Source organism: Halomonas sp. BC1 (genome assembly GCF_002078135.1).
GTDB lineage: Bacteria > Pseudomonadota > Gammaproteobacteria > Pseudomonadales > Halomonadaceae > Vreelandella > Vreelandella stevensii.
In genome coordinates this window covers 136951-163125 of sequence record NZ_LFGS01000019.1, presented here as the reverse complement: position 1 = coordinate 163125, position 26175 = coordinate 136951, and the positions used below count along the sequence as shown (strand labels likewise).

29 protein-coding genes are annotated in these 26175 nt (G+C 63.2%); 22 read left to right on the top strand and 7 right to left on the bottom strand.

Annotated features, from left to right (window positions below; all coding sequences use genetic code 11):
• Positions 1-112 precede the first annotated feature (112 nt).
• Positions 113-907, bottom strand: a complete 795-nt coding sequence (locus tag B7L72_RS14825) for an inositol monophosphatase family protein (protein WP_081195254.1) — start codon at positions 905-907, stop codon at positions 113-115.
• Between the two features lie 140 nt (positions 908-1047).
• On the opposite strand from B7L72_RS14825, the gene trmJ reads away from it, so the two are divergent.
• The 15 genes from trmJ (at position 1048) to B7L72_RS14750 (ending at position 15191) form a co-directional block, all read left to right on the top strand.
• The gene (gene trmJ / locus B7L72_RS14820) at positions 1048-1803 is read left to right on the top strand and encodes a tRNA (cytosine(32)/uridine(32)-2'-O)-methyltransferase TrmJ (protein ID WP_081195252.1); all 756 of its coding nucleotides are present in this window, start codon (positions 1048-1050) and stop codon (positions 1801-1803) included.
• A 118-nt stretch (positions 1804-1921) separates the two neighbouring features.
• Positions 1922-2785, top strand: coding sequence for a serine O-acetyltransferase (cysE, locus tag B7L72_RS14815; protein ID WP_081136574.1), 864 nt, complete (start codon positions 1922-1924; stop codon positions 2783-2785).
• Positions 2786-2861: 76 nt separating this feature from the next.
• Entirely contained in the window at positions 2862-3365 is a 504-nt protein-coding gene (iscR, locus tag B7L72_RS14810) for a Fe-S cluster assembly transcriptional regulator IscR (protein ID WP_081136576.1), read from the top strand.
• Positions 3362-4552: an aminotransferase class V-fold PLP-dependent enzyme gene (locus tag B7L72_RS14805; RefSeq protein ID WP_081136578.1), complete on the top strand. Its 1191-nt coding sequence runs from the start codon at positions 3362-3364 to the stop codon at positions 4550-4552. The genes iscR and B7L72_RS14805 overlap by 4 nt, the downstream gene beginning before the upstream one ends.
• A 28-nt stretch (positions 4553-4580) precedes the next feature.
• Entirely contained in the window at positions 4581-4907 is a 327-nt protein-coding gene (locus tag B7L72_RS14800) for a HesB/IscA family protein (protein ID WP_016914918.1), read from the top strand.
• A gap of 168 nt (positions 4908-5075) precedes the next feature.
• A complete protein-coding gene (gene ndk, locus B7L72_RS14795; protein WP_016914919.1) occupies positions 5076-5501 on the top strand; it encodes a nucleoside-diphosphate kinase in 426 nt (141 codons plus the stop codon).
• Between the two features lie 81 nt (positions 5502-5582).
• The gene (gene rlmN, locus B7L72_RS14790; protein WP_026001827.1) at positions 5583-6761 is read left to right on the top strand and encodes a 23S rRNA (adenine(2503)-C(2))-methyltransferase RlmN; all 1179 of its coding nucleotides are present in this window, start codon (positions 5583-5585) and stop codon (positions 6759-6761) included.
• Between the two features lie 101 nt (positions 6762-6862).
• Positions 6863-7594, top strand: coding sequence for a type IV pilus biogenesis/stability protein PilW (gene pilW / locus B7L72_RS14785; protein WP_081195250.1), 732 nt, complete (start codon positions 6863-6865; stop codon positions 7592-7594).
• A 40-nt stretch (positions 7595-7634) separates the two neighbouring features.
• A complete protein-coding gene (locus B7L72_RS14780) occupies positions 7635-8552 on the top strand; it encodes a RodZ domain-containing protein (RefSeq protein WP_081195248.1) in 918 nt (305 codons plus the stop codon).
• Positions 8553-8560: 8 nt separating this feature from the next.
• Positions 8561-9676: a flavodoxin-dependent (E)-4-hydroxy-3-methylbut-2-enyl-diphosphate synthase gene (gene ispG, locus B7L72_RS14775; protein ID WP_081195246.1), complete on the top strand. Its 1116-nt coding sequence runs from the start codon at positions 8561-8563 to the stop codon at positions 9674-9676.
• Between the two features lie 68 nt (positions 9677-9744).
• On the top strand, positions 9745-11061 hold the full coding sequence (hisS, locus tag B7L72_RS14770) for a histidine--tRNA ligase (RefSeq protein ID WP_081195244.1): 1317 nt from the start codon (positions 9745-9747) through the stop codon (positions 11059-11061).
• 84 nt (positions 11062-11145) lie between these two features.
• Positions 11146-11805, top strand: a complete 660-nt coding sequence (locus B7L72_RS14765) for a YfgM family protein (RefSeq protein ID WP_081195242.1) — start codon at positions 11146-11148, stop codon at positions 11803-11805.
• Complete coding sequence (gene bamB, locus B7L72_RS14760) at positions 11805-12986, top strand: outer membrane protein assembly factor BamB (protein ID WP_081195240.1); 1182 nt, start codon at positions 11805-11807, stop codon at positions 12984-12986. The genes B7L72_RS14765 and bamB overlap by 1 nt, the downstream gene beginning before the upstream one ends.
• Complete coding sequence (der, locus tag B7L72_RS14755) at positions 12983-14386, top strand: ribosome biogenesis GTPase Der (protein ID WP_081195238.1); 1404 nt, start codon at positions 12983-12985, stop codon at positions 14384-14386. Before bamB ends, der begins: the two co-directional genes overlap by 4 nt.
• A 190-nt stretch (positions 14387-14576) precedes the next feature.
• Entirely contained in the window at positions 14577-15191 is a 615-nt protein-coding gene (locus B7L72_RS14750) for a hypothetical protein (protein ID WP_081195237.1), read from the top strand.
• On the opposite strand, the gene B7L72_RS14745 is transcribed toward B7L72_RS14750, so the two are convergent.
• Positions 15182-16069, bottom strand: coding sequence for an ATP-binding protein (locus tag B7L72_RS14745; protein WP_081195235.1), 888 nt, complete (start codon positions 16067-16069; stop codon positions 15182-15184). The two genes, B7L72_RS14750 and B7L72_RS14745, sit on opposite strands and share 10 nt — an antisense overlap.
• 97 nt (positions 16070-16166) lie before the next feature.
• On the opposite strand from B7L72_RS14745, the gene B7L72_RS14740 reads away from it, so the two are divergent.
• A complete protein-coding gene (locus B7L72_RS14740) occupies positions 16167-16970 on the top strand; it encodes a M48 family metallopeptidase (protein WP_016914930.1) in 804 nt (267 codons plus the stop codon).
• Between the two features lie 26 nt (positions 16971-16996).
• Positions 16997-17254, top strand: a complete 258-nt coding sequence (locus tag B7L72_RS14735) for a hypothetical protein (RefSeq protein WP_016914931.1) — start codon at positions 16997-16999, stop codon at positions 17252-17254.
• Here the strand turns inward: B7L72_RS14735 and aroE are convergent.
• The 5 genes from aroE to B7L72_RS14710 form a co-directional block, all read right to left on the bottom strand.
• On the bottom strand, positions 17251-18072 hold the full coding sequence (aroE, locus tag B7L72_RS14730) for a shikimate dehydrogenase (RefSeq protein ID WP_081195233.1): 822 nt from the start codon (positions 18070-18072) through the stop codon (positions 17251-17253). The two genes, B7L72_RS14735 and aroE, sit on opposite strands and share 4 nt — an antisense overlap.
• On the bottom strand, positions 18069-19046 hold the full coding sequence (hemF, locus tag B7L72_RS14725) for an oxygen-dependent coproporphyrinogen oxidase (RefSeq protein WP_081195231.1): 978 nt from the start codon (positions 19044-19046) through the stop codon (positions 18069-18071). The genes aroE and hemF overlap by 4 nt, the downstream gene beginning before the upstream one ends.
• A 92-nt stretch (positions 19047-19138) precedes the next feature.
• Positions 19139-19696 (bottom strand): L-threonylcarbamoyladenylate synthase, encoded by a 558-nt coding sequence (locus B7L72_RS14720; RefSeq protein ID WP_081195229.1) that lies wholly within the window; start codon positions 19694-19696, stop codon positions 19139-19141.
• Between the two features lie 47 nt (positions 19697-19743).
• Positions 19744-20910 (bottom strand): DNA-processing protein DprA, encoded by a 1167-nt coding sequence (gene dprA, locus B7L72_RS14715; protein WP_081195227.1) that lies wholly within the window; start codon positions 20908-20910, stop codon positions 19744-19746.
• Between the two features lie 112 nt (positions 20911-21022).
• Positions 21023-22066, bottom strand: coding sequence for a LysM peptidoglycan-binding domain-containing protein (locus B7L72_RS14710; RefSeq protein ID WP_081195225.1), 1044 nt, complete (start codon positions 22064-22066; stop codon positions 21023-21025).
• Positions 22067-22249: 183 nt separating this feature from the next.
• On the opposite strand from B7L72_RS14710, the gene def reads away from it, so the two are divergent.
• From def to trkA, 5 genes are all read left to right on the top strand, one after another.
• Positions 22250-22762, top strand: coding sequence for a peptide deformylase (gene def, locus B7L72_RS14705; RefSeq protein ID WP_081136606.1), 513 nt, complete (start codon positions 22250-22252; stop codon positions 22760-22762).
• A 136-nt stretch (positions 22763-22898) separates the two neighbouring features.
• A complete protein-coding gene (fmt, locus tag B7L72_RS14700) occupies positions 22899-23879 on the top strand; it encodes a methionyl-tRNA formyltransferase (protein ID WP_081195223.1) in 981 nt (326 codons plus the stop codon).
• On the top strand, positions 23876-25207 hold the full coding sequence (rsmB, locus tag B7L72_RS14695) for a 16S rRNA (cytosine(967)-C(5))-methyltransferase RsmB (RefSeq protein ID WP_081195221.1): 1332 nt from the start codon (positions 23876-23878) through the stop codon (positions 25205-25207). The genes fmt and rsmB overlap by 4 nt, the downstream gene beginning before the upstream one ends.
• A 59-nt stretch (positions 25208-25266) precedes the next feature.
• On the top strand, positions 25267-25473 hold the full coding sequence (locus B7L72_RS14690; protein WP_016914940.1) for a dodecin: 207 nt from the start codon (positions 25267-25269) through the stop codon (positions 25471-25473).
• A 111-nt stretch (positions 25474-25584) separates the two neighbouring features.
• On the top strand, positions 25585-26175 hold a 591-nt coding region (trkA, locus tag B7L72_RS14685), incomplete at its 3' end, for a Trk system potassium transporter TrkA (RefSeq protein ID WP_081195219.1).

The following is a 26175-nucleotide window of genomic DNA, read 5'->3' as shown; positions in this document are numbered from 1 at the left end:
GGCTCAAGGCACTCATCAGAGCGCTGACGCGACCACAAATCAAGCGCACAACGAAAAACGCCCTGCCGGAATCCCGGCAGGGCGCTATCAAGAGCAAGTGACACAAGGCTTATCAGAAATGCGGCGCCAGCTGTTTGATCAGTGCTTTATAGAGGCGCGGACCAGCGGCCATCAGTTGGCCTTCTGCGGTCACGGTGGGCTGGCCGTCGGGCGTGCCCATCAGCGCGCCGGCTTCTTTCAGCAGCAGCATACCGACCTGCATGTCCTGCTCTTCCAGGCCCAGGACGAACACGCTGTCGACGCGGCCAGCGGCCAGTTCGCAAATGTCCAGCAGGCCAGAGCCGGTGGCGACCAGGGTTTCCACCTGGGGGGCCAGTTGCTGCGTCACGGTCAGATAGGCAGGCAGATGGCTGGGGCGCAGCCAGGCTTCCGGCAGGCTCATGGCCATGCGGGTGCCGGGAATGGCCGTGGGCTTGCTCACGCGCATACGTTTGTCGTTGTGCTGGGCACCACGGCCGCGGCTGGCGATGTATTCGTCATCGCCAAAGGGAGAGACCACCACCGCGTGTTCGGGGCGACCCTTGATGAGACACACCACTGAGAGTGCAAAGCCCTTGCCTGCCACGGCCAGATTGGAGTAGCCGTGAAGGGGTTCGATCTTCCAAACGATCTCTTCGCCTTCGCCTTTACCCGCCTGATGGGGGGTGTAGCGGCCGGAGAAGCCATGCTGCGGATAGCCGCGCTGCAGTTGCTGAACGATGGTGGCTTCGGCCTTGCGGGCCGTGTCTTCCAGCAGGCGGTCAAGATTGAATTCTTCGTGGGCGTTTTCGATACGCTCACGGACACGCAAAAAATGTTCAACCGCGCAGCGCGCAGCGCGCAGCGTAAATTGGACCATTGGATTCATGATCGGGCCTTGTCACAGTGATGTTAAAGAACGGGGCAGGCGCAGGACACCTTAATGGCGGGCAATTCTATCAGAGGCCCCTCGGGCATGCCATCGACTCGTGCTAAACTGCGCCTTTTACGTCGTGAACCGGGCTTATCATGCTTGACCGCATTCGAATCGTTCTTATTGGCACCAGCCATCCTGGCAACATTGGTGGCGTGGCGCGCGCCATGCACAACATGGGCCTAGCGGATCTGGCGCTCGTTGCCCCCCGCTGCGACGTGCTCACCCAGGAGAGCATCTCTCGGGCGTCAGGGGCCGACCATCTGCTCCATCAGGCAGCCATTCATGCCACGCTGGAAGATGCCGTGGCCGACTGCACCCTGGCCGTGGGTGCCAGCGCTCGCTCACGTACGCTGCCCTGGCCGATGATCTCCCCCCGAGCGCTGGCCGAGCGCCTGCCAGCCGAGTGCCGCCCTGCCAACGCGCGCATCGCGCTGGTGTTTGGGCGCGAGGACAGCGGCTTGACCAATGCCGAGCTGCAGCGCTGCCATGCCCACGTACACATTCCCACCAATGCGGATTTCAGCTCGCTGAACCTGGCGGCGGCGGTACAGGTACTCGCCTACGAGTGCCGCATGGCCTGGCTGACGCAAGCCGACGCGCCTCCCGCTCAAGAGGATGACGAAGCAGCCGCGCTGGCGTCCCACGAAGAGCTGGAGCGGTACTTCGAGCATCTGGAGCGCACGCTGATCGCCATCGAGTTTCATGACCCCGCACAGCCGCGCCAGCTGATGGCGCGCCTGCGCCGCCTGTACCTGCGTGCTCGCCCCGAAAAAATGGAGATGAACATTCTGCGCGGCATCCTGTCGGCCACGGAAAAGGCCGCCCAGCCGAACACAACGCCGCGCTGAGAGGCGTTATCGTCGCCCCATGGCCTAAACTTGAAGTTATCCAGTGGCGCCCCCACATTTGGGGGCCGACCCATACACAGCCTGCCACGCTGCCGCTTTTACGCCCAAGGACACTCCCATGTTTCAACGCCTGCGCGAAGACATCAACAGCGTATTCGACCGCGACCCAGCGGCACGCAACTTTCTCGAAGTCTTGACCAACTACCCGGGCCTGCATGCCCTGCTGCTGCACCGTTGTGGCCACTGGCTATGGAAGAAGAACTTCAAGTGGCTGGCGCGCACGGTATCTACCTTCTCCCGCTGGATGACCGGTATCGAGATTCACCCCGGCGCCACCATTGGTCGGCGCTTCTTTATCGATCACGGCATGGGCGTGGTGATCGGCGAAACCGCCCAGGTCGGCGACAACGTGACGCTCTACCAGGGGGTCACGCTAGGCGGCACCAGCTGGAATAAAGGCAAGCGTCACCCCACCCTGGAAGATGGCGTGATCGTCGGGGCTGGCGCCAAGATCCTGGGGCCGTTCACGGTTGGGGCCGGCGCCAAGATTGGCTCCAACGCCGTGGTCACCAAAGAGGTGCCTGCCGGTGCAACGGTGGTCGGTATTCCTGGCAAGATCGTCAAGCGCGCCGAGCCCGATATCGAGGAAGCGCTGGATATCGACCCGGCCCGACGCGAAGCCATCTGCCAGAAATTCGGCTTCGATGCCTATGGCGTCAGCCAGGACATGCCCGACCCAGTGGCACGCTCCATGCAGGCCATGCTGGACCATATGCACGCCGTGGACGAGCGTATCGAACGCATGTGCTCTACCCTGCGCAAGCTGGATGCCAGCTACCGTGACGGCCAACTGCCCGAACTGAAAGATGAGGACTTCGCCGACATCCTGGATGAGGCCGATACCGGCTGCCCCGGACTGGGTAAGACGCGCAGTGAAGCAGTGGATACCGCTGACGACACCAACAGCCGTCCCAATAGTTGACCAAAGCACTCAGGATTTCCATAATGGCGCTACACTTGCCGCCAGTGCGCTGAGGCTCAGCGACGAGGTACCTGTTATGCGCTTGACGACCAAAGGCCGATACGCCGTTACCGCCATGCTGGATCTGGCGATCAATACGCCACAAGGCCCCACCAGCCTGGGCGATATATCCCAGCGCCAGGAGATTTCGCTCTCATATCTGGAGCAGCTATTTGCGCGGCTGCGGCGCAGCGGGCTGGTCACCAGCGTGCGTGGCCCGGGCGGCGGTTATCTTCTTGCCAGACCTGCCGCCGAGATCAGCGTGTCCCAGGTCATCGATGCGGTCAATGAAACCGTCGATGCCACCCGCTGCCAGGGGCTGTCCGACTGCCAGCAGGGCGACACCTGCCTGACCCACCACTTGTGGTGCGAACTTTCGGGTCAGATACGTCACTTTCTGGATGACGTGACGCTGGCGCAGCTGATGCAGCGCCCGGACGTCATTCGCATTGCCGCTCGACAGAAGCAGCGCGCCGACGCCGGGATCCTTGCTTCGTCCCCCCTGACGCCACTCACTGCCCGTTGGAAATCAAGCCCATGACCGCCACCCCCTCACTGCCCATTTACCTCGATTATGCCGCCACTACGCCGGTAGATGAGCGCGTGGCCGAGGTGATGACCCGCTACCTGACCGTCGACCAACTGTTTGCCAACCCGGCATCGCGCAGCCACATGCTGGGCTGGCAGGCAGAGCAGGTGGTGGAGCAGGCACGGCGTCAGGTGGCCGACCTGATTCATGCCGACCCCCGCGAGATCGTGTGGACCAGCGGTGCTACCGAAGCCAACAACCTGGCGCTGATCGGCTTCATGCGCGCCAATCGCCAGCGCGGCATGCACCTGGTCACTTCGTCCATCGAACACAAGGCGGTGGTGGATACCGCCAGGGCGCTGGAAAGCGAAGGCTTCGAGGTCACCTGGCTCAAGCCCCAGCGGGACGGGCGCATCACCCCCGAACAGCTGCGCGAGGCCATGCGCGATGACACCGCCCTGGTGTCGCTGATGGCAGTGAACAACGAGCTGGGCAGCATCAACGACATCGCAGCGCTGGCAGCCGTGGCCCACGACTTTGGCGCGGCCTTCCATACCGATGCCGCTCAGGCGGTAGGACGCATCCCGCTGGACGTGGTCGAACAGCACATCGACTTGATGTCGCTGTCTGCCCATAAAGCCTATGGCCCCAAAGGGGTGGGCGCTCTGTACGTGAAACGCCATCCGGACATGCGTGTCGAAGCGCTGATTCACGGCGGCGGGCACGAGCGCGGCATGCGTTCCGGCACGCTGCCCACCCACCAGATTGCGGGCATGGGGGAAGCCTTTGCCGTCATGCAGCAGCAGCAAGCTCAGGATCAGGCGCATATTGCCGCCCTTCGCGAGCAACTGCTGAATGGCCTGAGCACGCTGGAGGGCGTCATTCCCAACTCGCCCCAGCAGCACGGGGTGCCCAATATTCTCAATCTCGCGTTCGAGGGTGTCGATGGTGAAGCGCTGCTGATGGCCCTGCGCGACGTTGCCGTGTCTACAGGCTCTGCCTGCAACTCGGCCAGCGTCGACCCCTCTTACGTCCTGCTGGGCATCGGAACGCCCCGTCGGCTGGCGCTCTCTTCGCTGCGCTTGAGCTTTGGACGGTTTACCCAGCCAGCCGATATCGACCACGCACTGACACTACTGCACCACGCCGTCAGCGGCCTGCGTGCTTCGGCGCGCCAGGCCACTGCGCCTGGCCGCTGACCGACCGACTTTTCAAGGAGAGTGCTCCATGGCAACGCTTAACATTTCCCCCGCCGCCGCCGAGCAGATCCACCGCGTCCTCGAAGAGCGCGGCAAGGGGCTTGGCCTTCGGGTATCCGTCAAACCCAGCGGCTGCTCTGGCTACAGCTATGTGCTCGACTTTGCCGACGAGGCTCAGCCGGATGACGTGCACTTCGAGTCCCACGGGGCCAGCGTCTACGTGGCCACCGATGCCGTCGAGATGCTGGACGGCAGCGAAGTGGACTACGTCAGCGAAGGGCTCAATCGCTTCTTCCGCTTCAACAATCCCAACGTCAAGGATCAGTGCGGCTGCGGTGAAAGCTTTACCGTTTAAGCGCTCTTTGACGTCACTCATCGGTATTCATCCCCTGCGTGAGACGCTATAATCGCGGCCACTCGGCCTGCGGCATAGCGTCCAGACAAGGCCGGACACATTTTCCTGTGCCGCCCTGGCTTTCCGGGGCGGCAATTTCTGCTTTATCCCTTTCCAGGAGATTTCTGCATGGCGATTGAACGTACTCTTTCCATCATCAAGCCCGATGCCGTGGCCAAGAATGCCATCGGTGACATCATCGCACGCTTCGAAAAGGCTGGCCTGAAAGTGGTCGCGGCCAAGATGCTGCACCTTTCCGAAGAGAAAGCCGGTGGTTTCTACGCCGAGCACAAAGAGCGCCCTTTCTTCAAGGATCTGGTCGGCTTCATGACCTCTGGTCCGGTCGTCGTACAGGTGCTGGAAGGGGAAGGCGCCATTGCCAAGAACCGTGAACTGATGGGGGCTACCAACCCGAAAGAAGCCGCTCCGGGCACCATCCGCGCCGACTTCGCGGAAACAATCGACGCCAACGCTGTCCATGGTTCCGACTCAGCCGAAAGCGCTGCACGCGAAATTAGCTACTTCTTCGGTAACGACGAAATCTGCCCGCGCTAAACCAGCGCTGCCGTTTCAACATTCGTTGCCGGCCATTTTTGCGGGGGCCTGGCCCCCGCCTCTTTCTGAACGCTGACCGCCATGACTACCACTGCCGCCCCATCATCACCGTCTTCCCTCGCCACGCCTGACCTTGCCTCGCAGGCGGAGCCCGCACGCCAGAACCTGCTGGGGCTTTCCCGTGAGCAAATGGAAGTCTTCTTTTCCTCCATTGGTGAGAAGAAATTCCGTGCCACCCAGGTCATGAAGTGGATCCACCAGGAGGGCGTCGATGACTTTGCCGTGATGACCAACCTGTCCAAACCGCTGCGCGACAAGCTCGCTCAGGTGGCCGAGATTCGCGGCCCAGGCGTCGTGTATGAAGGCACCTCCAGCGACGGCACGCGCAAGTGGGTGCTCGAAGTGGAAGATGGCAGCTATGTCGAGACGGTGCTGATCCCGGCAGAGAACGGTAAACGACGCACCCTGTGCGTATCGTCACAGGTCGGCTGTTCGCTGGATTGCAGCTTCTGCTCCACGGGCAAACAGGGCTTCCAGCGTAACCTGACGGCTGCAGAGATCATTGGCCAGGTGTGGGTAGCGCAACGCAGCGTCGGCCCTCGGCGGGACACCGCCAACCGTCCGGTGACCAACGTGGTCATGATGGGCATGGGCGAACCGCTGTTGAATTTCGACAACGTCGTGCCCGCCATGAAGCTGATGCTCGACGACAACGGCTATGGCCTCTCCAAGCGCCGCGTCACCCTGTCCACCTCGGGCGTCGTGCCGATGATGGATAAACTCGGCGATGAGATCGACGTCAGCCTGGCGATTTCGCTGCACGCCTCCACCGATGAGCTGCGTAACGAACTCGTCCCGATCAACCGCAAGTACAACATTCGTGCCTTGCTGGATGCCTGTCATCGCTATTTGTCCAAATGCCCGGACAATCGTCAGGTGACCATCGAGTACACCTTGATCAAGGACGTGAATGATCAGCAGGAACACGCCGAACAGCTGGCCGCGCTCCTCAAGGAGCTGCCCTGCAAGATCAACCTGATTCCCTTTAACCCGTTTCCCAATTCGGGTTATGAAAAGCCCTCGCGCAACCAGGTCATGCGTTTTCAGCAATGGCTTTATGACCTGGAGTACAACGCCACTGTCCGTACCACCCGTGGGGATGACATCGATGCCGCCTGCGGGCAGCTGGTCGGACGCGTAAAGGACCGCACCAAGCGCAGTGCGCGCTATATTCAATCGGTTCAACTGGATGCAGACTAAGGCCGCTGTCTTGACTTCCACACAACACAGCGCTTTGATGGACACGTTTTTTTACTAACGTCATTAGTGTGAGCAAGGCCGCACTGTTCAAGAGGACATACATGATCGGTCATCGCAGGTGCTTCTCCTTTTTCAGAGTGCCCATGCTGTCCGTCCTTGCTGGCAGCCTGCTGCTGGCAGGCTGTGCAACCTCGACGCCCACGTTCAATGAAAGCAATCCCGACGCCGCCGATGCCTATGCCCAGCTGGGAGTGGCCTACCTGGAGCGTGACAATCTGCCCCGCGCCCTGAACGCGCTGGATCGTGCGCTGGAACTGGATGCCCGCCACCCAGAGGCACTTCAGGCGATTGCCCTGGTCTATCAGCAGCAGGGGGAGCGTGAGCTGGCCAACCGCTATTTCCAGCAGGCCCTGAACGTCTCGCCCTCGTTCACGCGAGGACGTAACAACTACGCCGCATTCCTGTATCAACAGGGGCGTTACCCGGAGGCCTGCGAGCAGTTGGAAATCGCCTCCGAAGATGCACAATACGCCAGTCGTGCCCAGCTATTCACCAACCTGGGTCAGTGCTACCTGGCGACTGGCGAATTTGACAAGGCGCGCGACCGTTTGCAGCGCGCCCAGAGTATCGACCCGCGCAATACACGCGGGTATTTAATGTTAGCCGAACTGGAAGTTTCGCAGGGCCGCTACGATCAGGCCTGGGAGCCACTGCAAAGCTACCTGCAGCTGGCAGGCCCCGACCCGGCAGCGTTGGAAATGGCGGTAGATATCGCCCTCGCCCGTGGCGACACCGCTACGGCAGACGAATACCAACGCCTGCTGACTCCTTGATCACTGCCCTGACCACCTAATTTTTGAAGGATGCTCAGCCATGAGCGAGACACCGTTACACGATAGCGTTACCCCCACCAGCACCGCTGGCGAACTGCTCTCACGCCAACGCGAAGCGCTGGGGGTGCCCATCAGTGATGCTGCCCGTGTACTCAACCTGCGCACCGCTGTGGTCGAAGGCCTGGAAAAAGACAACTACGAAGAAATTCCCGTCACGGCCTACCGCCGCGGCTACCTACGCTCCTATGCAAAATATCTGGGGCTTGATGAACGGCTGGTACTGGAGGCGTATCAAGCGCGCCACGGGGGCAGTGAGTCCGAACGCAAGGTCACGCCCGTTGCCGTCACCCGCCCACCGTCAAAGGTGGGCGCCTGGCTATTCAAGCTGGTCACCCTGTTGGTGATCGTGGGCCTGATTGGCGTTACCGTCGCCTGGTGGCAGAGCCGTGGTGGCAGCGAACCCCCGAGCATGGGTACGTCTTCCACGCTGGAAGAGGATGCCGCCGACACTACAACGCCCCCACCCGCCGAACCGGTGGTCGAACCTACGCCGGTGGTGATTCCGCCCATGATCGACGAACCCCAGGTCAGCATGGATGACGAAGTCGCCGACACCGACGCCACCGATGCCCCAGCCAAGCCCGCGACCGATGTCGCCGAGGTACAAGCGCCGGAAGCAGAGGCAGAAGACACCGCGCCGGAGCCCATCGCCAACCCCAACCTGCTGGAGTTGACGTTCAACGAGCAGTCCTGGACCGAAATTTTCGATGCCAACAACCAGCGCGTTTTCGTTGGTCTGCAAGCGCCTGGCACCACGGCCAGCGTCGAGGGTACACCGCCTTTTCGTTTGACGATCGGTAATGCCACCGGTGTCGAGCTGCGTTATCAAGGCGATACCGTCAACCTGGCGCAACGTGCGGGTGCCAACAATGTTGCCCGCTTTACCTTGGGAGAGTGACCCGCCCTATGCACGCCCCTTCTCCGATCAAACGTCGCCCCTCGCGCCAGATACAGGTTGGCAGCGTTGCCGTGGGCGGCGACGCCCCGATTGCCGTTCAGAGCATGACCAACACCAACACCCTGGATGTGGATGCCACGGTGGGCCAGATCCAGCAGTTGGAAAAAGCCGGTGCCGACATCGTCCGCGTGTCGGTTCCCGATATGGATGCCGCTGAAGCCTTCGGCAAGATCAAGCAGCGGGTCGACGTACCGCTGGTGGCCGACATCCACTTCGACTACAAGATTGCCCTGCGAGTCGCCGAGCTGGGCGTGGACTGCCTGCGCATCAACCCCGGCAATATTGGCCGCGAAGATCGCGTCCGTGCGGTGGTCAGCGCGGCCCGCGAACACGGCATTCCGCTTCGCATTGGCGTCAATGCCGGCTCGCTGGAAAAGGACCTGCAAAAGAAGTACAGCGAGCCTACGCCCGCCGCGCTGGTCGAATCGGCCATGCGCCATATCGACTACCTGGATCGGCTCGACTTCCAGGAGTTCAAGGTCAGCGTCAAAGCCTCGGACGTGTTCATGGCCGTGGCTGCCTACCGCGACCTGGCCACCCGTATCGAGCAGCCGCTACACCTGGGCATTACCGAAGCGGGTGGCCTACGCTCGGGCACGGTCAAGTCATCGATTGGTCTCGGCATGCTGTTGATGGATGGCATCGGCGATACCATTCGCGTCTCGCTGGCCGCCGACCCGGTGGAAGAGATCAAGGTCGGCTTCGACATGCTCAAGAGCCTGAAGCTGCGCGCCAAGGGCATCAACTTCATCGCCTGCCCCAGCTGCTCACGGCAGAACTTCGATGTCATCAGCACCATGAACCAGTTGGAAGAGCGCCTGGAAGACATCATGACCCCGCTGGATGTCTCGGTGATTGGCTGCGTGGTCAACGGCCCTGGCGAAGCCAAGGAGACCGACATCGGGCTGACCGGTGGATCACCCGCCAACCTGGTCTACATCGACGGCAAACCTGCCAGCAAGCTGCGTAACGACCATCTGGTGGATGACCTGGAAAAGCTGATCCGCGACAAGGTACGCCAGAAAGAGCAGCAGCAAGAGAACATGATTGCACGCAGCGTTTGACACCTGCGTTGCCTGCAACAGGCGGCACGCCTTGCGCCTCGCGCTGCCGCCCAGACAAGGAGTTTTCATTGAGCAAGTCCGCCGCTAAAAAGATTCAAGCCATCCGTGGAATGAACGACCTATTGCCCAGCGACAGCCCTCGCTGGCAATTTTTTGAGGCCAAGGTACGCCACTTGATGCAGCGCTACGGCTTTGAAGAAATCCGTACGCCCATTGTGGAGCAGACCGCCCTGTTTGCCCGTTCCATCGGGGAAGTCACCGATATCGTCGAAAAAGAGATGTACACCTTCGACGACCGCAACGGCGACAGCCTGACCCTGCGTCCGGAAGGCACCGCCAGCTGTGTCCGCGCTGCCATGGAGCATGGCCTGCTGCACAACCAGACCCAGCGGCTTTGGTATCAGGGCCCGATGTTCCGCCATGAGCGGCCCCAGAAAGGACGCTACCGTCAGTTCCATCAGGTGGGCGTGGAAACCTATGGCTTCGACGGCCCGGACATCGATGCCGAAGTAATTCTGCTCTCTGCCCGCCTATGGCAAGAGCTGGGCCTTCTCGAACATGTCACCCTGGAGCTCAACTCCTTGGGCTCCAGCGACGCCCGCGCAGCCTACCGCGACAAGTTGGTGGCGTACTTCGAACAGCACCATGCGCTACTGGATGAAGACTCCAAACGTCGCCTGACCAGCAATCCGCTGCGCATTCTGGATTCCAAGAATCCCGATATGGCCGAGATGCTGAACGCCGCGCCACAGCTGATGGATCATCTGGACGACGCCTCCCGGGAGCACTTCGAGCAGCTCAAGGCCATGCTCGACGCGGCCAACATTCCCTACGTGGTCAACCCGCGCCTGGTGCGGGGCCTGGACTACTACTGCCGTACGGTGTTCGAGTGGACCACCACGGCGCTGGGCAGCCAAGGCACCGTCTGTGCCGGTGGCCGCTACGATGGGCTGGTCGAGCAGCTGGGCGGCAAGCCCACACCTGCCGTGGGCTTTGCCATGGGGATCGAGCGTCTGATCCTGCTGCTGGAAACCCTTGATCTGGTGCCGGAAGAAGCGCTGGGCGGCTGCGACGTCTACCTGGTGCCGATGGATGACAGCGCCACCGTGGCAGCTCTCACCCTGGCAGAGCAGCTACGCAGCGCGCTGCCCGACCTGCGCCTGCAGCTGCACTGCGGTGGCGGCAGCTTCAAGAGCCGCATGAAAAAGGCCGACAAAAGCGCCGCGCCCATCGCCATCCTGCTGGGTGAAGACGAGCTGGCTCAGCAAACGGCTACTGTGAAGTTCCTGCGCGACGACCGTGAGCAGCAGCAGGTAGCCCAGGAGGGTTTGGCCAGCACGCTGAGCGACCTGCTGGCCGCTACGCCAGGCAACGCGACCCACTAAATGCTGCCCACCCAGCGTCTCGGGTGGGTAGATGAATACCTGTCAGCCGCTACGGCGGCTGGGTGATTGAATAGGAGGCCGCCCGTGGCGGATCTGAGAAGCGAAGAAGAACAGCTGGACGTCGTCAAGCGCTGGTGGAAAGAGAACGGCACCTCGCTGATTGCTGGAGCGGTGCTGGCTGCCGCCGGTGTGTTCGGCTGGAATGCCTGGCAGAACTACCAGGAAGGCCAGTCGGAAGCGGCCTCAGCCCGCTATCAGCAGCTGGTGACCATCACGGCCGCCAACTCGCTGGAAGAGGAGCAGCGCGCGGCGGCGAGAGAGCTGATCGGCGAGCTGACCGACCAGCATGGCCGCACCCTGTATGCCGAGCTTGCCCAGCTGCTGGAGGCCCGCCTGGCCGTGCAGGAAGGTGATCTGGCCGCGGCCAAAGCAGCCCTTGAAAGCGTCGCCGACGGCTCATCACGCCGCTATGTCCAGAGCCTGGCCTGGCTGCGTCTGGCACGTATCGAAATCGCTGAAGGCAACCCGGAAGCGGCCCTGGCGCTGCTGGACCAGCCGATCACCGACACCCTGGCCGCCCAACAGGCCAACGTACGCGGCGATGCCCATCTGGCTCTGAACCAGCCCGAGCAAGCGCGCGAGGCGTGGCAAGCCGCGCTGGAAATTGCCCAAACGCAGAACCAGCCGCTTTATGGCGTGCAGTTCAAGCTCGACGATATCGGCGCCGAGGAGGCGAATCAGTGATGACCCACAGCCTGTTAAAACCGCTTTTTTCCACCTCGCTGATGCGTGCCACGTTGGGCGCCGTTGCACTGGCGCTGTTGGCCGGCTGCGCCAGCAAGGGAGAGCCTGCCTACACGCCCAAGGAGCTGCGTAGCTTCGATGAAACCTCGTCGCTGGATAGCCAGTGGCGGCGCAATGTCGGCGACGGTTTTGGTCGTGCCCGCTACCCGATTGCCCCGGCGCGTGAAGGCGATACCGTATTTGCCGCCGATGCCAATGGCCTGGTCGCGGCCTTCGATGCCGACAGCGGAGAGCGTGAGTGGCAAATTGAACTGGACACCCCCATCTCCAGTGCGCTCTACGCCGTGGCCGGTCAGGTTTACCTGGGCACTCGCAACGGCGAAGTGATTGCCCTGAGCCAGCGTGACGGCAGCGTCAGCTGGCGTTCGCGGGTCACCAGCGAAGTGCTGGCCGCCCCCCAGGCCAACCAGCAGCTGCTGCTGGTACAAAGCATCGACGGCCAGATAACGGCCCTCGATCGCGCCAGCGGCGAAGAGCGCTGGGTCTACACCAGCACGCAACCCGCTCTGACGCTTCGCGGCACGGGCACGCCCATGGTCATCGATCCGGTTACCTTCGTCGGTCTGGCCAATGGTCGCCTGGCCACCCTGGATAACCGCAGCGGCCAGCCGCTCTGGGAAATGCAAATTGCCACGCCACGTGGTCGTAGCGATGTCGAACGTCTGGTGGACCTCTCTGGCCAGCCGGTACTGAGCCCGGATGGTCGCCTGTTCGTCACTAGCTACAACGGCCGGGTGGTGGCGCTGGAAGCCACTCAAGGCGGTACGCTGTGGGAAGCCAACATTTCCAGCCGCCACACCCCTATTCTGGTCGGCAACCTGCTGCTGGTGGTGAGCGACAATAGCCACGTCATTGCTCTGGATGCCAATAGCGGTCAGGAAGTATGGCGTAATACGGATCTGGAAGATCGCTGGCTGACGGCACCCGCCTTTGCGGATGGCCGTCTTGTGGTGGGTGACTTCGAAGGTTATCTGCACCTGCTGGATGCCCGTGAAGGCAACCTGGTAGGCCGGACTCGCATCCACAGCTCCGGTATCAGCGTGCGCCCTGTCACTGAAGGCAGCACCATTCATGTCCAGGCCAACAATGGTCGCCTGGAAACCCTGGAAGTCACTCCATGACACCCGTCATTGCTTTAGTGGGTCGCCCCAATGTGGGCAAATCGACCCTGTTCAACCGCCTTACCCGCTCGCGCGACGCGCTGGTGGCGGATTTTCCCGGCCTGACCCGCGACCGTAAATACGGCAACGGGATGCTGGGTAACAAGGCCTATACCGTGATCGACACGGGCGGCATCAGCGGTGACGAGGAAGGCATCGACGCCGCCATGGCAGAGCAGTCACTGGCCGCCATCGACGAAGCAGACATCGTGCTGTTTCTGGTGGATGCCCGAGCGGGGCTCAACGTGGCCGACGAGGCCATCGCCAATCACCTGCGTGTCAATCAGAAGAAAACCTGGCTGGTGGTCAACAAGACCGATGGGCTCGAAGAGCACTCTGCCATGGCCGACTTCTGGAAGCTGGGCCTGGGCGACCCGTGGCCTATCGCCGCCGCCCACGGGCGCAATGTGTCGCTGCTCATCGATACCGTGCTGGAACCCTTCCCCGAGCGCGACCCGACCATTCCTGCCGACACCGGCACGAAAGGCATTCGTATCGGTGTGATTGGCCGCCCGAACGTGGGCAAGTCCACGCTGGTCAACCGGCTCTTGGGTGAAGACCGCGTCGTGGTGTTCGATGAGGCGGGCACCACCCGCGATGCCATCGAGATCCCCTTCGAGCGTAACGGCCACCCCTATGTGCTGATCGACACGGCCGGGATACGTCGACGCAAGAACGTGCGTGAAATTGCCGAGAAGTTCTCCATCATCAAGACGCTGGATGCCATCAAAGAGAGCCATGTGGCGGTGATGGTGCTGGATGCCCGCAGCGGTCTGGTCGAGCAGGACTTGCACCTGCTGGACTACGTTCTGACCACGGGTCGGGCGCTGGTGCTGGCAGTGAACAAGTGGGACGGGCTGGAAAGCGAAGCCAAGGAGAAGATGCGGGCGGACATCAAGCGCCGCCTGGGCTTCGCCGACTACGCCGAGCTGCATTTCATCTCGGCGCTGCACGGCACCGCCGTTGGCGACCTCTACCCCTCCATCGAGCGGGCCTTCAAGGCAGCCAATGCCCACTGGTCCACCAACCGCCTGACCACGCTATTGCAAGATGCGGTCAGTCAGCATCCGCCCCCCATGGTCAACGGTCGGCGGATCAAGCTGCGCATGGCCCACCAGGGCGGCAGCAACCCGCCCATCATCGTGGTCCACGGTAACCAGACCGAATCGCTGCCCGAGGCCTACCGCCGCTACCTGATCAACACCTTCCGCAAGGTGCTGAAGGTACGCGGCACGCCCATGCGCTTCGAGTTCCGTTCAGGCAGCAACCCTTTCGACAAGATGGCAGGTGCCAGCGACAAGGAGAAAGCCAAGAAACGCGAGCTGAACCGCACCAGGGAAGCCCGCAAGAGCCGCCGCTAGACGCTGCCCGAAAACTGGCCCCGCCTGCATCGCCCGCCTATATGGCGGGCGATGGCTTTTCGGGTTTTTCGACCAGCGCAACGCTCGGTGCCAACAAATCCGCTTGACAGCCATGGGCGGTGGCCCTCAAATAGCGGCGCTTTCGAGCATCCGCTACACTGACCTTTTGCCCTTTCTCTGGGGGAAACACATGCACCATGCCCTTCGCCGTGGCCGCAACCTGATTCTGCTGCTGCTCGCTGCTCTACTGACCGGCTGCCTTGCGCTGCCACAAACCGGCCTGTTTGCCTTCCGGCTGGCCGTTACTTCTCTGGGAGTCGAAGAGGTACGCATCGGGCCATACAGCGTGAATGCCGGCCTGGATACCAGCGACCTGACTCGCTTACTGGCTTCGAGCCTGGGCGCTGGCAGCCTGCCAGTGCAGGCCACCCTGGCCATGGGCCTGGGGCTACCGGCAGGCATGCCTGCCGTGGAAATGTCCGGGTTTCGCTGGACGCTGGACATGCCGGGCGTCGACCCCGTGCAGGGGCAATATCAACAGGACGTGACCCTCACCCCAGGCGACGACGCCAACCTGCGCCTGCCGGTGGCGTTCGATATTCTGGCCACCGACCCCCAGCGCATGACGCCCATGATCGAGCTGGCCAGCCAGTTGGCAAGCCAGGGGGAACTGCCCCCCGGTAGCGAGCTGGCCATCACCCCTGGGGATCTGCGCGGCCTCGGTATGACGCTGCCCTCCGGCCTGCTGACGCCGACCATCCGCTTGAACGTCGGCGCCGATGGGCAGCTGATTCCTCAGCGCTGATCGACGCGCTGACGCTCCTCTTGCAGCCGCTTGCGGCCCACGTACTGGGCCGCAAACTGCCACGCCGTTCGGCCGCTGCGCCCACCGCGCAGGGTGGCAAAACGTACGGCTTCCGCCCGCGCGCCATCGTCCCAGTCGTTACCGCTACCCGTGCGGTTGACCCAGTGCTCACAGACCTCCAAATAAGTTGCTTGGTTGAACGGGTGAAAGCCCAGCCACAGCCCGAAACGGTCTGACAACGAGATCTTCTCCTCCACGGCATCGCCATGGTGCAGCTCTTCACCTACCAAGCGGCTTCCCTGATTGTCTTCCATCGACTCCGGCAGCAAGTGCCGACGGTTGGAGGTGGCATACAGCAGCACGTTCTCGGGAGGACCGGTCAAGGCACCGTCCAGCACACTTTTCAGCGCCTTGTAGGCATCATCGTTGCCCTCGAACGACAGGTCATCGCAGTACACCACGAAGCGGTGGGGCTGATGGCGCAACTGCTCGACCAGTCGCGGCAGGCTCGCCAGGTCGTGACGGTCGACCTGAATCAGGCGTAACCCTTCGCTGGCCAGAGAGTTGAGCAGCGCACGCACCACCGACGACTTGCCGCTGCCGCGGGAGCCCCACAGCAAGGCATGGTTGGCGGGCAGCCCCTGCAGAAAGGCGCGGGTGTTATCGACCAATGCCAGCTTCTGCCGTTCGATACCCAGCAGGTCGTCCAGCGTCATGCCATCTCGCGGCGGCACCGGCACCAGCTGGCCGCCCAGCGGGTGGCGCTGCCAAATGGCCGCCACATGGGTCTGCCAATCCACCGGGGTGGGCACTGGCGGCAACCAGTGGTCGATGTGATCGAGTAGCTGCGTCAGGCGCTGGCTTAATTGCGCATCCATGGTGGCCCTCAGAGTAGGTTATGATAGGAGTTGATTTACCGCTGTCAGTGGTTATCTTGTGTGCAAGGATCCCTTCTCGTCTATTAGGAAACCGTCTATGCGCTGGCTTCGCCCCTTTGCCGTCACCGCTTTGTGCGCCTCTCTGGCTGCCTGCTCCACGTCCCCCACCGGCCGTTCGCAGCTACTGCTGCTCTCGGATGACCAGCTCAATCAGATGGGGCAGCAGGCGTTCGCGCAGTACCAGCGCGACGTACCCACGGCTAACCAGGCGAGCCACCGCTACGTCCAGTGCATCACCAACGCCATCGTCGACATTCTGCCCGGCGAACAGCGCAATCTGGATTGGCAAATTCGCGTGTTCGAGTCCGAGCAGCCCAACGCCTTCGCCCTCCCAGGGGGCTACATGGGCGTCAATACCGGCATGCTGAACGTGGCCACCAACCAGGATCAGCTGGCATCGGTTATCGGCCACGAGATCGGCCACGTGCTGGCACGCCATGCCAACGAGCGCGCCTCGACCCAAAGCGCCACTTCGCTTGGCCTGTCGGTCATTTCCAGCGCCTCCGGCATGCAAACCCCGGCGGGCCAGCAGTTGATGGGCGTGCTCGGCATGGGCGCCGAGTACGGCATTTCGCTGCCCTTCTCTCGCCGCCATGAAAGCGAAGCCGATGTCATCGGCCTGCAGCTGATGGCACAGGCAGGCTTCGATCCCCGCGAAAGCGTCACTCTGTGGGAAAACATGCAGGCCGCGTCCAGCGGTGGCGCGCCCCCCGCCTGGATGTCGACGCATCCAAGCCAGGGGCAGCGCATCCAGGGCCTGCAGGCCAACATGGAGCCCGCCATGGCCAGCTTCGAAGAAGCTCGCCAAAGCGGTCGCACGCCCAACTGCCCACGCCCCTGATATACGCTCCTGACATTGAGGTTTAGATGATCCGACTGGGTTTACTGCTGCTGGTACTGCCGATTCTGGTGCTGCTGAGCGTCTATTTCTGGGAGCTGGGCGACGTGCGCGCCTGCCATCTCGAAGGGGGCTACTGGAACTACCTGGAAAGCGCCTGCCGCGAGACGCCCCAGCCGTTCGTCTCCTGGCTGGAGCGCTCTCCCTTGCTGGTGAACGGCGGCATGCTGCTCTCCGTGGTGGGGCTGGTGATGTGTATGGTGGGGTTCTACACCAAACCCCGCTAGCCGCCCGTCAATGAGTGTCGAAGCCGCGTGCGCACCTGAGACGTCTCGGGGCGCACGTTGCGCCACAGAAAGAACGACTCGGCGGCCTGCTCAACCAGCATCCCCAGGCCGTCCAGCGGCTTGGCACCCCGCGCCTCGGCCCAGCGCAGAAAGACCGTAGGCTCGGCCCCGTACATCATGTCGTAGGCCCAGGCGCCCTCGCTGAACAGGGCATCTGGCAGCGGCGGCAGCGCGCCAGAGAGGCTGGCACTGGTGCCGTTGATGACCAGATCGAACGGCCCCTCGATGGCCGCGTAACCGCTGCCAGTGATCGGCCCCAGGTCGGCGAAGGCAGCGGCCAGCTGGGTGGCTTTTTCAGCCGTCCGGTTGGCCACCTGCAGGCAGGCAGGCTCTTCCGCCAGCAACGACTCCAGCACGCCCCGCACGGCTCCGCCAGCGCCCAGCACCAGCAGGCGCTTACCCTTCAGCGTCACGCCCTGATAGGCAAGGTCACGTACCAGCCCGACCCCATCCGTGGTATCGCCATAGGTGCGGCCATTGCCGCCGACGATCAGCGTATTGACGGCCTGCGCGCGCTTGGCCCGGTGGCTGAGCGTGTCGCACAGCGCAAAGGCATCGCCTTTAAAAGGCACGGTCACATTGGCACCGCGCCCCCCCGCCGCCACGAAGGCCTGCCAGGCACGGGCGAAGCCGTCGGTGGGTGCCAGCTGCGCGACGTACTCCATGGCCTGCTCGGTCTGGCGGGCAAACTCAGCGTGAATCATCGGAGATTTGGAGTGCTCGATGGGGTTGCCGAACACGCAGTAACGGTCGCTCATGAGGTCTCTCCACGGGGCTGGCGTTGCGATTGAGTCTGGGCCTGAGCTTGAGACGACTGGCCCGCTTCACCCAGCCAGTCACGCGGCACCAGGTAATCGTGCAACTGCGCTTCGCGGCTGCCCTGGGCAGGCGTGAAGTCATACTCCCAGCGCGCCAGGGGCGGCATGGACATCAGAATCGACTCCGTGCGCCCACCGCTTTGCAGGCCAAACAGGGTGCCCCGGTCCCATACCAGGTTGAACTCCACGTAGCGGCCCCGACGATAGAGCTGAAAATCGCGCTCCTGCTCGCCCCAGGCATCGGCCTGACGACGCTCGACGATGGGCAGATACGCCGCCAGGAAGCTGTCCCCCACGGCGCGCTGAAAGGCAAAGCACTCCTCGAAGCTGCCTTCGTTAAGGTCGTCGAAAAACAGCCCGCCCACGCCTCGGGTCTCCTCCCGGTGCTTGAGGTAGAAATAGTCATCGCACCACGCCTTGTAACGCTCATACACCCCTTCCCCAAATGGGGCGCAGGCGTCACGCGCCACGCGATGCCAGTGCACCACATCCTCGAATACAGGGTAGTAGGGCGTGAGGTCGAAACCGCCGCCAAACCACCAGACCGGCGGCTCGCCCTCCTTCTCGGCAATGAAGAAGCGCACATTGCCGTGGCTGGTAGGGATATGCGGGTTTTCAGGATGCATGACCCAGGAAACCCCCACCGCATGGAAACTGCGCCCTACCAGCTCCGGGCGGGCGGCGGTGGCCGACGGGGGCAACTGAGCACCAAAGACATGCGAGAAATTGACGCCGCCCTTTTCGAACACCCGCCCATCGGTCATGACCCGTGAGCGACCGCCGCCGCCCTCTTCACGCTGCCAGCTATCCTCCCTGAACGTGGCCTGGCCATCGGCGGCGCTCAAACCGGCGCACAGCCTATCCTGCAGATCCAGAAGGTAGTGTTTGACGTCGTCGAGGTGTTCGTGGGCCACGGGAGCTCCTGGTGAGATGAATCGTGAATGGTAAGTCATCAACCGTTGATGTCGAGACGCTGATGTCGAGGCACTAGTGGCACGCTAATGACTCAAGCGCGCATCACCTTGCCGGTCAGCAGGTCTCTGATGGTGCTGGGCTTGGCATTGCCTCCCAGCTCTCCGGCCACGATGGCCGCGACTTCCTCGCCAAAAGTGGTGGCAACCTCGTCGGCGCTCATGGCGGGTGGGTCACCGGCTCGATTGGCCGAGGTGGACACCAGCGGCCCGCCAAAGGCTTCACAGAGCGCTTTCATCAGCGGGTGGTCGGTGACGCGCAGGGCCACACTTTGGTGAGCGCCGCGCACGAGGCCATGGCTACGGCCGTTATCGGGCACCAGCCACGTATTGGGGCCAGGCCAGCTGGCAGCCAGCGGCGCATGCAGCGCCAAGGGTAGCTGGCTCAGCCAGGGCTGGAACTGTTGAATACTGGCCGCCACCAGAATGACGCCCTTGGCCGGGTCACGCTCTTTCATGCGCATCAGGTGCGCCAGCGCCTCGTCATTGTCCGGGTCACAGCTCAACCCCCAAACGGCCTCGGTAGGGCAGGCAATCACTCCCCCTTCCCGTAGCGCCTGCACCGCTGCCTTCACGTCAACCGCCGTATTCATGGACGCTCCTACTGGCTATCGCACCATCAGATCGAGAAAGCGCCATCTTAGCATGCTGCCGTCAGCCGAACCCAGCCACCCGCACGCTGGGCCACTTGCCCTTCCAGCTCCAGCATCAACAGCCGCTGCTGACACTCACTGACCGACAACCCCGTGCTCTGCACCAGCCAGTCGATGGGCGTGGGGGAAGGCCCCAGCGCGTGCAGCAGGCGGTCTGGCGGCTCTGTCTGGGCAGAGTCTGTCTGGGCAGGGGGCGTTGGCGACATCGGCGCGGGGGCCGCAGGCGAGGTCTTCTCGGCAGGCGCTGCCTCCGAGGGCGTGAGCATCGGCCAATAATGCGGTGCCCAGTGCTGCAGCTCGGCCAGAATGTCCTCCACGTGGCGCACCAGCGTCGCGCCATTGCGCAACAGCTGCAGGCAACCACGGGCTTGAACGTTATGCAGCGACCCCGGCAGGGCAAACAGCTCTCGCCCCTGCTCCAGCGCCAGCCGGGCACTCACCAGCGAGCCGCTTTTCTCGGTGGCTTCGACCACCAGGGTCCCCAACGAAAGCCCCGTGACGATGCGGTTGCGGCGCGGAAAAAAGGCCGGACGCGCCACGGTGCCCGGCGGGTGTTCGGAAAGCAGCAGCCCGCCGGGCTGGGTGCTCAGCTGCTCGTGTAGCTCGCGATGGCGCGCCGGATAGATGACGTCCACCCCACACCCCAGCACGGCGATCGAATGCCCTCCGGCGGCCAACGCGGCGCGCTGGGCAACGCCATCGACGCCCAGCGCCATACCGCTGACGATGCACCAGCCACGGCTGGCCAGCTCACGGGCAAACGCCTGGGCATGGCCACTGCCTTCGGCGGTCGGTTTGCGGGTGCCCACCATGGCCAGGCCCGGGCCCTCCAGCGCCTGCAAATCCCCTTGTGCCCACAGCACCACGGGCGGGTCCGGCAATTGGTTCAGCAAGGCAGGCCAGGCCGGGTGGTCGCGGTGCAGCAGATGACGATGGGGCGCCTTATCAAGCCACGCCTCGGTCTCTTCCACCACCTTTTGAAGCGGGCTGCGCTGAGGCTGCGCCAGCCATAATCTGAGGGCATTGGCCGCTGCACTGGGCAGCGCCGCCAGCCAGCCCTGTGGCCACTGGGGCGAGCGGGCCACCAGCTGCGCAATACGGGTTGCGCCCATGCCGGGCAGTGCATTGATTACCAGCCACTCCCTGGCGTCCATCGCCACCTCCTTTTCATCGTTCGAGTACCCCTGCGGCTTACCGGGCTATGTACAAAAACCAGGTTATGTACAAAAACCAGGTTATGTACGAAAACCAGGCTGAGTACGAAAACTAGCGCTGAGGAGATCTCACCACGTCACCCACGGCCAACACATTGGAAGCCTGCATGACCAGCGCATAGCTCATGTGACTGTAGGGTTTGAAGATCATCACGAGGCCCGCCTCGGTGGCGGGCAACTGAATCAGCTCCTGGGTGCGCGGGTCGTTGACCACTTCGCCCTGCTGATCGACACGCAGGACATGGCCGGGCTGCAAGCCATCCTGGGTGCCTAGATCCAGCGCCACGACCTGCAGTCGGCCAATGAAGCGAACGCCGCCTGGCACGGCCACGATCCGCCCAGCCACCTGGTTCAGCGGCGCCCTGGGAGTAAAGGCCTCGCTGATCGGAATATCTTCCAGTGGCAGGAGGATGTCGTTGTTGCGCACTTCCTGGTTGGCATTCAGTACTTCGACACGTGAAATATCGCCTTCACTGCTGATGCGCCGCGCTTCGCCGATACTGATCAACTCGTCGCCCAGCAGGGTGCCGTCTGCTGCCAGGTAAGGCTCGCCAGGGCGATAGATGCCCAGCCGCTGGCGGGCGGGCAGCTCGCCACGCACATAGAGCGTATCCCCGGCACCGCTGATCAGCCGCTGGTTGTCGCCACCCACCACATAGGCCAACTCCTGAATGTCCTCACCCGGCTCGACTACCCGGTGATCGCGTAAGAAAGAGCGCACCACGTCCATGGGAATGGGCGTGATCGCTTCTCGCTCGGGAACGCTGCGCATTTGCGGCGATAGCCGCACCACACTCTGACCACGCTCCAGCGTCAGGCACGGCTGGCCCTGGCAATCGCCCAGTATCAGTACGTCGCCCGGGTAGATGAGGTGCGGGTTGCGAATCTGCGGGTTGGCTTGCCACAGCGCGGGCCACTGCCAGGGGGAGCGCAGGTAGCGTGCGGAGATATCCCATAGCGTGTCCCCGGCAACCACTTCGTAGCGCTCGGGCGCATCGCTGCGCAGCCGCTCCCAGGCGTGCGCCGCCGGGCTTAGCGCCAGCACCGCCAGCAGCACCCCAAACACGCTGTGATACAACGGCTTTCTAGCCACCATCCCGTTCTCCCCTCGTTATCCCCTGATGATTGTTTGAAGCAGTTGCGGGGGCGCCACGGCGCGGCGCGTGCCCAGGAACGCTTATGGCGTGATATAGTGGTCAATATAAAGCACTTAGGCCCGCCAACCCAGCGCGGCGCCTGCTCATCTTCAAGACTCTGCATAAACGGTGACGGTAACGCCATGGCCAAACTTCCTATTCTCGTATTTCCTGACGAGCGCCTGCGCACCAAGGCGGTCGCGGTGGAAACCGTGGACGACGAGGTCCGCCAGCTCGTGGATGACATGCTGGAGACCATGTACGACGCCCGTGGAATCGGCCTGGCCGCCACGCAAGTCGACGTGCACCGCCGGGTGGTGGTCATGGATGTCAGCGACGACAACTCCCAGCCGCTGGTGATGATCAACCCGCGCTATGAGCCTATCGGCGAAGAGCGCGAGCCGCTGTCGGAAGGCTGCCTGTCGATTCCTGAGTATTACGCCGAAGTACCGCGCTACCTGAAGGTCAAGCTGACGGCGCTGGACCGCCACGGCGAGCCCTACGAGCTGGAAGCCGACGGCTTGCTGGCCCACTGCATTCAGCATGAGTACGATCACCTGGAAGGCGTGCTGTTCGTGGATTATCTGTCCCCGCTCAAGCGCGACCGGGTCATGAAAAAAATGCAGAAACGCTACAAGCAGATGAACGACGCCTGACCCCGGTTGCGTCATCTGGCCCTGGGCCGAGCTGACAACGTTGCCCCACAAGCTTACCTGTGACGACAACGCTGCCTCTCGGCCCTCCTGCGTTTCATCGGCAGCACTTTCTCTTTTCACTCAAGGGCTCTCCACCATGTCACCGTTACGCGTTGTTTTTGCTGGCACGCCAGACTTCGCCGCCTCCAGCCTTGCTGCCCTTCTCGACAGCGAACACGAAGTGGTGGCGGTCTACACCCAGCCCGACCGCCCTGCCGGTCGGGGACGTAAACTCACTCCCAGCCCGGTCAAACAGCTGGCTCAAGCCCAGGCGCTGCCGGTGTATCAACCCGTCAGCCTGAAAGACGCCGAGGCCCAGGCCGAGCTGGCGGCCCTGAACGCCGATGTGATGGTCGTGGTGGCCTACGGGCTGCTGCTCCCCCAGGCAGTGCTGGATACGCCGCGCCTGGGCTGCATCAACGTACACGCCTCGCTGCTTCCCCGCTGGCGCGGCGCGGCGCCCATCCAGCGCGCCATCGAAGCGGGCGACAGCGCCTCGGGCGTCACCATCATGCAGATGGATGCGGGTCTGGATACCGGCGCCATGCTGCACGAAGTGCGCACCCCGATCACGCCGCGCACCACGGGCGGCGACCTGCACGACCGCCTGGCCATTCAAGGGGCCAATGCGCTGATCCACGTGCTGGACAACCTCGACAACGGCAGCCTTCAGGCCACCGCCCAGCCCGACGAAGGCGTCACCTACGCCGCCAAGCTCAGCAAGGCCGAGGCCGAACTGGACTTCTCTCAGCCTGCCGAGCAGCTGGCGCGCAAGATTCGCGCCTTCAACCCCTGGCCTGTAGCCTGGTGCGCGCTGGGCAACGACCGCCTGCGCCTGCTGATGGCCAGCGTCGAACCCGGCGAGCAGCCCGCCTGCCCGCCAGGCACGCTGCTGGCACACGGTGAAGAGCACCTGCGGATTGCCTGCGGCGCGCAGGGCCAGGAGGTCTTGTGCGTCAGCCGCGCGCAACTGCCCGGCGGCAAGGCCATGGCCGTCCGTGACTTGTTGAACGCTCGCCAAACGCCGCTGACCGTGGGCAACCGCCTCGGCCAGCCACTGGAAGGAGCCGCCCAATGAACCTACCGCGCACACCCACAGGGAGCGGACTGGACGTGCGTGCGGCGGCGGCCAGAAGCCTGGTGCCGATCCTCACCGACAAGGGCTCCCTGGCGGGGCTGGACGAGCACAGCGTAGTGGCCAGGGACCGCGCGCTGCTCAAGGAGCTGTGCTATGGCACCTGCCGCCGCTTGCCGCGCCTTCAGGCGCTGGCCCAACGCCTGCTGAAGCAGCCGTTCAAGAAGCGCGACGCCGACGTTCAGGCCCTGCTCCTGATCGGTATTTATCAACTGCTCTACATGCGTACCCCGGCCCACGCCGCCGTGGGCGAAACCGCCGGCGCCGCCCGCCTGCTGGACAAGGAGTGGGCAACACGAGTGCTCAATGGCTGCCTGCGACGCCTGCAGCGCGAAGCCGACGCGCTGCAGGCCGAGGTGGACCGTGATGAAAGCGTCGCCCTGGAGCACCCCCAATGGCTGCTGGGCAAGCTGCGCAGCGCCTGGCCCGACCAGTGGCGGGCCATCGCCCAGGCCAACAACGAGCCCGGCCCGATGACACTGCGCGTCAACCAGCGGCACAACGACCGTGAAACCTACCTCACGCGGCTCACCGAGCAGGGGTTGGGCGGCGAGCTGTGCCTGCACGCCCCGGACGGTATTACGCTGCACACCCCCTGCGACGTAACCGTACTGCCCGGCTTTGCCCAGGGGCACGTCAGCGTGCAAGATGAAGCCGCCCAGCTGTCGGCCGCTCTGCTGGGCCCGGCCCTGGCGCCCAGGCCCGGCGCCCATGTGCTGGATGCCTGCTGCGCCCCGGGCGGCAAGACGGCCCATTTGCTCGAGCAGTTCGATATCGCCCTGACAGCGCTGGACAGCGACAATCAGCGCCTGGCCCGTGTCGATGACACCCTCGCTCGGCTGGGGCTCGCTGCAGAGCTGAAGCATGCCGATGCAACCACCCGCGACTGGTGGAGCGGGACGCCGTTCGATGCCATTTTGCTGGATGCCCCCTGCTCCGGCACGGGCGTGATTCGCCGCCATCCGGACATCAAGGCCCTGCGCCGCAAGGAGGACATTCGTCAGTTGGCCAGCCTGCAGCAGCGCCTGCTCGACAATCTTTGGCCGCTGCTCCGCCCCGGCGGTACGCTGCTCTACGCCACCTGCTCGGTGCTGCCGGAAGAGAACAGCGGCCAGATCGGGGCCTTCCTGGCCCGCACCCCCGACGCCCGGGCCACCACGCCGAACGATGTGGCCTGGGGCGAGCCCAGTGGGCCGGGCAGGCAACTGTTTCCCGCACAAAACAGTCACGATGGCTTTTTTTATGCCAGACTGGAGAAGCAGACTGCCTAAGGCAAGCGCCTGGCCTCAGGGGCATTAGGCAGTGAATTCATGACAAGGATGGAGAACACATGAGTCATCACACCTACAAGCACATCGAACTTACCGGCTCTTCCGAAAAAGGTATTGAGGAAGCCGTGCAGAACGCATTGGCCAAAGCGTCCGAAAGCGTGCACAACATGCGTTGGCTGGAAGTGACCGATACGCGCGGTCACATCGAAGATGGGCGTGTTGCCCACTGGCAGGTCACGATCAAGGTCGGCTTCACGCTGGAGTAATCGTCACCTGCTTTTCGACGGCGGCTGGTTTACACTGGCCGCCGTCTTTATTGCAGCGCACACCGCGTGCTGATAAAACGCTGGCGCTCATAACGGAACCGATGCTTAGCGATGAAAATCATCATTCTCGGCGCCGGCCAGGTCGGCGGCACCCTGGCGGAGCACCTTGCCCGCGAGGAAAACGACATCACCGTCGTCGATACCGACGGCGCCAGGCTACGCGAACTGCACACCAAGCTGGATATCCGCACGGTCACCGGTGCGGGCTCCTACCCCATCGTGCTGCGCCAGGCAGGCTGCGAAGACGCCGACATGCTGATCGCGGTGACCAACACCGACGAGATCAACATGATCGCCTGTCAGGTGGCCCACACGCTGTTTCGCACCCCCACCAAGATCGCGCGGGTTCGCTCCACGGCCTACCTTACCCGCAAGGGCCTGTTTGCCCACGAAGCCATTCCCATCGACGTCTTGATCAGCCCGGAACAGGTGGTGACCGACCACGTGCGCCGTTTGATCGAGCATCCCGGCGCCCTGCAGGTGCTGGAGTTTGCCGGGGGGCTGGTGCAGCTGGTGGCGGTAAAAGCCTTCTACGGCGGTCCGCTGGTGGGCCAGAATCTCGCTTTTCTGGGCAAGCACATGCCCAACGTGGAAACCCGCGTCGCCGCCATCTACCGGCGCAATCGGCCGATCATCCCCCAT